Annotated in this window: 6 protein-coding genes; 3 read left to right on the forward strand and 3 right to left on the reverse strand. The window is 67.6% G+C overall.

Annotation, left to right across the window (positions count from 1 at the left end):
- Nucleotide 1 precedes the first annotated feature (1 nt).
- Entirely contained in the window at nucleotides 2–241 is a 240-nt protein-coding gene (locus tag Q0Z66_RS11840; RefSeq protein WP_298041408.1) for a cell division protein CrgA, read from the reverse strand.
- 77 nt (nucleotides 242–318) lie between these two features.
- Between Q0Z66_RS11840 and Q0Z66_RS11845 the strand changes: the two genes are divergently transcribed.
- Genes Q0Z66_RS11845 through Q0Z66_RS11855 form a run of 3 tightly spaced genes read left to right on the forward strand, consistent with a single transcriptional unit; the run spans nucleotide 319 to nucleotide 1893 of the window.
- Entirely contained in the window at nucleotides 319–1107 is a 789-nt protein-coding gene (locus Q0Z66_RS11845; protein WP_298041410.1) for a class E sortase, read from the forward strand.
- Nucleotides 1108–1117: 10 nt separating this feature from the next.
- On the forward strand, nucleotides 1118–1276 hold the full coding sequence (locus tag Q0Z66_RS11850) for a hypothetical protein (RefSeq protein WP_298041413.1): 159 nt from the start codon (nucleotides 1118–1120) through the stop codon (nucleotides 1274–1276).
- The gene (locus Q0Z66_RS11855) at nucleotides 1273–1893 is read left to right on the forward strand and encodes an aminodeoxychorismate/anthranilate synthase component II (protein ID WP_298041416.1); all 621 of its coding nucleotides are present in this window, start codon (nucleotides 1273–1275) and stop codon (nucleotides 1891–1893) included. The genes Q0Z66_RS11850 and Q0Z66_RS11855 overlap by 4 nt, the downstream gene beginning before the upstream one ends.
- Here Q0Z66_RS11855 and pknB read toward each other — a convergent pair.
- Both pknB and Q0Z66_RS11865 read right to left on the reverse strand, forming a co-directional pair.
- Complete coding sequence (pknB, locus tag Q0Z66_RS11860; RefSeq protein ID WP_298041418.1) at nucleotides 1875–3581, reverse strand: Stk1 family PASTA domain-containing Ser/Thr kinase; 1707 nt, start codon at nucleotides 3579–3581, stop codon at nucleotides 1875–1877. The two genes, Q0Z66_RS11855 and pknB, sit on opposite strands and share 19 nt — an antisense overlap.
- A 47-nt stretch (nucleotides 3582–3628) precedes the next feature.
- Nucleotides 3629–5383, reverse strand: a complete 1755-nt coding sequence (locus Q0Z66_RS11865) for a protein kinase (protein WP_298041420.1) — start codon at nucleotides 5381–5383, stop codon at nucleotides 3629–3631.
- Between the last annotated feature and the right edge of the window lie 12 nt (nucleotides 5384–5395).

Genomic DNA, 5395 nt, shown 5'->3' on the forward strand with positions numbered 1-5395 from the left:
GTCAGCGCCAGCGCGTCGTCATCAGGAAGCCGATCATCGCGATGCCCAGGCCGATCGCCAGGTTCCACGAGCCGATGCCGGGGACGGGGAAGTTCATGCCGGAAATGTAGAACACCAGGATCCAGACGAGACCGAGCAGCATGAAGCCCAGCATCACGGGCTTGAACCACACCGCGTTGGGTGCCTGTTCGCCCTCGGCGGTCTCGACGACGGGTTCTTCGCGCTTGCGGTCTCGTGCCATAGCCGTCATTCTACCCATGACCGGGGCCTTCCCGAGCTTTGGGTCATCGCTCACCGAGGGCGGATAGGATCGCCCGTATGACTGCACCTGCCGCGCCGATGTCGCGACGCGAGAAGAAGCGCAGGCAGAGACCGCGGACCACCGTCACCGGTGTGCTCGGTGAGCTGCTGCTGACCGCGGGCGTGATCGTGCTGCTGTTCGTCGCCTGGCAGATGTGGATCGGCGACATCATCATCAGTGCGCAGCAGAACGAGCAGGGTCAGCAGATCTCGCAGGAGTGGGATCGGCAGCCGGCGCCGGAGCCGCCTCCTGCCGTCGAGACCGAGGACGGCGTCTGGTACGAGCCGCCGCTCATGGAGCATCCCTCCGCCGGCGAGCACATGGCCCTTCTGCGCGTGCCGCGCTTCGGTGATGATTACGCGGCGACGATCGCGGGCGGCACGACGCGTCCGATCACCCTCGACAACGGCTGGGTCGGCGTGTACGACCAGTCGGTGATGCCCGGCCAGGTGGGCAACTTCTCCGTCGCCGGTCACCGCACGACGTGGGGCTTCCCCCTCAACCGCATGGACAAGCTCAAGATCGACGATGCGATCGTCGTCGAGACCGCGGAGGGCTGGTACACGTACCGTTACCGCAACATGCAGTACGTCACGCCCGACGCGGTCGACGTGCTCCTCGATGTCCCGCAGGTTCCCGGCGTCGAGACCGGCGAACGCTACATGACACTCACCGCATGCTCGCCGCTGTACTCCCTGGCGGAGCGCATCGTCGGCTATGCCGTCTTCGAGGGGTTCCAGCCCCGTTCCGAGGGCGCCCCCGAATCTCTCGCCCCCGTCGACGTCGTCGCCGGCCCGTCCTGGTAGGAGCCCTCCGATGTACGCAGCTCTCTGGCGCATCCTCCCCGGACCGTGGTGGCTGAAGCTCTTCTTCCTGCTCGCTCTGATCGCGGCGGCGCTGTACGGCCTGTTCTTCTACGTCTTCCCCTGGATCAGCCCGATCATCGTTCCCGGCGGCGAGGTCGACCTGGAGTGAGCGCACGGGTTCTCGTGGTCGATAACCACGACAGCTTCGTGCACATCCTCATCGACTACCTGCAGGAGCTCGGCGCCGACGTCTCGATGGTCGAGGCGGATGCCGAGGATACGGCGGGCTTCGCCCGCCTGCTCGGCGCGCATGATGCGGTCATGATCTCACCGGGTCCCGGACGACCGCGGGATGCCGGAGCATCCGTCGCCGTCGTCGAGATCGCGCGGCAACGTCGGATGCCGCTGCTCGGGGTGTGCCTCGGGCATCAGGCGATCGGCGCGGCGTTCGGCGTCGATGTCTCACCGGCGCCGGAGCTCATGCACGGCATGGTCTCATCGATCGAGCATGACGGGACGGGGCTCTTCGACGGCATCCCCTCACCGGTCGAGGTGGGGCGGTATCACTCGCTGTGTCTCGAGGAGCACGAGCTTCCGGCCGAGCTCGTCGTCACGGCGCGCACGTCGAACGGCACCGTGATGGCCCTCCGGCACCATGATCTGCCGATCCACGGGGTCCAGTTCCATCCGGAGAGCGTGCTGACCCGGCACGGCCACCGCATGCTGCAGAACTGGCTGTCAACAGTGGGCGCGGGTGGGCCGTGCGATCACTCCCCGGTGCAGTAGCGCAGCTCGATCTCGGAGCGCACGGTGACGTCTCCCGGCGCCGAAGACATGGATGCGACGGTCGCCGGCGAGGTCGCCGGGCAGTCGCCCATCTCGGTCTGCAGCGCCGTGAGGCCGAGCTCTTCGAGCTTGGCGGTGGCGGCATCCAGCGTCCAGCCGGTGACGTCCGGAAGCGTGACGCGCCCGCTCGCGACCACGAGATCGATCACGGTCCTCGGGGCCACCTCGGTCTCAGCGGCGATGCTCGCCTCGAGAACCGTGTCGGCGGCGCTCTCCGGGTCGTTGCGCGGGGTCACGCTGCCCAGCTCGAGACCCACGTCGTTGAGCGCAGCCTTGGCCGCCGATTCCGAGAGCCCGATCAGGGTCGGCACGGTGACGGTCTCCGCACCGGTGGAGACATAGAGCGTGACGGTCTCGCCGACCTTCAGCGACTGGCCCGCCTCGGGATCGGTGCGCACGACGTTGTTCTCGGCGATATCGGAATTGGACTCGTAGACGACCTTCGATTGCAGATCGAGAGCGAGCAGATCCGCCTGCGCCCGGTCGTAGGAGACGTCGATGAGATCGGGGACCTCGCGTGCGGAGGTGGGGATCTGCTCGCCGCGCGGCATCATGAGAACCCACAGCAGCACCGAGATGAGCAGGACGGCCAGGAGTGCGACACCTGCCCAGATCCAGGCCACCGGAGGGCCGGACTGCGTGCGCGCCATCGTCGTGTCGGTGCTCAACTGGCGCAGCGAACGCGCGGTCTCCTGCGCCTGCCGGGGGCTGGATCCGTAGAGTTCGCTCGTCAGGGCGCCGAGCTCCTTCTTGCTCGGAGCCTTGCCGGCCACGGCGCTGTCGAGAGCCGAACGGAAGCTCGCAGCATCCGGATACCGCTGATACGGATCCTTCGCGAGCGCCCGCAGCACGATCGGGTCGAGGGCACCGGGGGAATCCTCATTCACCTCGGTCGGAGCCAGCGGCGTCTCGCTGACGTGCTGGTAGGCGACCGCCACCGGCGAGTCGCCGCGGAAGGGTTGACGGCCGGTGAGCAGCTCGTAGAGCACGACGCCGGTCGAGTACAGGTCGGCACGGGCATCGACGGGCTCGCCCTTCGCCTGCTCCGGCGAGAAATAGGCGGCCGTTCCGATGATCTGCGTGGTCTCGGCGACGGTCGATGACGAATCCGACACCGCGCGGGCGATGCCGAAGTCCATGACCTTGACGGTGCCCTTGTCGGTGATCATCACGTTGCCGGGCTTGATGTCGCGGTGCACGACCCCGGCGCGGTGCGAGTAGTCGAGAGCTTCGAGGATGCCGTCGACATAGCCGATCGCATCATCGATGGGCACAGGCCCCTCGGCGATGATCTCCTTCAACTGCCGTCCCTGCACCAGCTCCATGACGATGTACGGCTCGCTGCCGGGGGTTCCGGGAGCCGGAGCATCGTCGCCGGCCGTCGTCGGGTCGCCCGCATCGAAGACGCGCACGATCGACGGGTGTGCCATGCGCGACGCCGCCTGCGCCTCGAGGCGGAAGCGCGTTCGGAACGCCGTGTCGCGCGCCAGGTCCGGATCGAGGATCTTGACGGCGACATCACGGCCGAGCGTGAGGTCGTACCCGCGGTAGACCTTCGCCATCCCGCCCTCACCGATGAGCTCATCGACGCGATAGCGCTCAGCGATGATTCGCGGCTCTTCGGACACTGAAGACTCCCCTGGTCTGACGTGAATGTGCTTTCCTCAGGCTACCCTCAGCCCTCGGTCTCCTCGGAGTTCTCGTCGCCGGGTCCGGGATCCGGAGCAGGCGCCGCGATGATCGCCCCAGCATTCATCTGCGGGGATGCGCCGGACTCGCGCTGATCCTCGCCACCGCCCGAGCACAGGGCCGTGTAGGTGGCCGTGACCTGCGCACCGACACGCGTCCCCAGAGTGACTTCGGCGCTGCGGGTGTTCGGGTTGAAGGCCATCTTGGTGCTGCCGTTGCTGAACAGCCCCTCGGTGATGGTGACGTTGTAGCCGCTGAGGTTGCCGGTGCCGCTCGGGCACGTGAAATTCGCCCAGTTGATGGTCACGGTGGAGCCGGCGATCAGCTCGCCCTGGATCGACGGAGCGCTGTTCGGTGCGCCGATGGCGGCACGCTCGCCGAAGAGGTACAGCGTGATGGAAGCGCCCTCGGTGAGCTCACCGCGAGGATCGACCGACTCGACCGTTCCGACCTTGTCGTTGGAGGGTGCAGCAGTCGAACCGGTCTGGCAGACAGGGACGAGCCCAGCTTCGGTCGCCTTGGCCATCGCGTCGTCGCACGAGAGGCCGACGAGCCCCAGCGCGTCGACGCTGATGCGGGACGGCTCGGGCGTGGGGCTCGGAGTCGTGGGCTTGGGTGCCGGAGCGGCGGACGATGTGCTCGGAGCCGGCTCGGGCTCGCCCTTGTTCATCAGCGCGAAGACGGTGCCGCCGAGCACGATCACCAGCAGGGCGATCAGAGCGATGAGCGGCCACGTCCACGGGCTGCGCTTCTTCTTGCCCTCTTCCTCGTCGCCGTCCTCGCCGCCGACGGGGAGCTGTTCGGTCGTCGGGATGATGCGCGTCGCGCCGTCATCGCCGGTTGTCGTGAGCAGACGCGTCGCATCGTCATTCGCGACTCCGCCGGTGGCGATCGCGGGAACGGCGATCGCGGCGGAGTTCAGGTCGCCGCGGCGCAGGGCCTGCGCCGCGCGGGCGACGGTCGCCGACGACGAAGGACGGTCTGCGGGCTTCTTGGCGATCATCGCCATGACGAGGTTCTGCACCGGGATCGGAACGGTCGGCGGAAGCGGCGGCGGCTGCTCGTTGATCTGCGCCATCGCGATCGCGACCTGCGATTCGCCCGTGAACGGACGCTTGCCGGCCAGGCACTCGTAGGCCACGATGCCGAGCGAATAGGTGTCGGTCGCCGGCGACGCCGGGTGGCCGGACGCCTGCTCCGGCGACAGGTACTGAACCGTGCCCATGACCTGGCCGGTCGCCGTCAGCGGGACCTGGTCCGCGATGCGGGCGATGCCGAAGTCGGTGATCTTCACCCGGCCGTCGGGCGTGATCAGCAGGTTTCCGGGCTTGATGTCGCGGTGCACGAGACCGGCCGCGTGCGCGGCCTGCAGAGCGGACGCCGTCTGGGCGACGATGTCGAGCGTCTTGTCGGCGCTCAGCGACCCGTCGCGCTCGAGGAGCGTCGACAGGGCCTCACCGGGGACCAGCTCCATGACGAGGAACGCGCTGCCGTTCTCCTCGCCGTAGTCGAAGACGCTGGCGATGCCCTCATGGTTGACGAGGGCGGCGTGCCGGGCCTCAGCGCGGAAGCGCTCGAGGAACCCGGGGTCTCCCATGTACTCGTCCTTGAGGATCTTGATCGCGACGATACGTCCGATGACGTGATCAGTCGCTTCCCAGACCTCACCCATGCCTCCGATCGCGATACGCGACTGAAGCTCGTATCGACCACCGAACGACACACCCTGCGTCGGCCTCATTTGTTAAGCACC

The sequence above is a fragment of the uncultured Microbacterium sp. genome, assembly GCF_947632095.1.
Classification (GTDB): domain Bacteria; phylum Actinomycetota; class Actinomycetes; order Actinomycetales; family Microbacteriaceae; genus Microbacterium.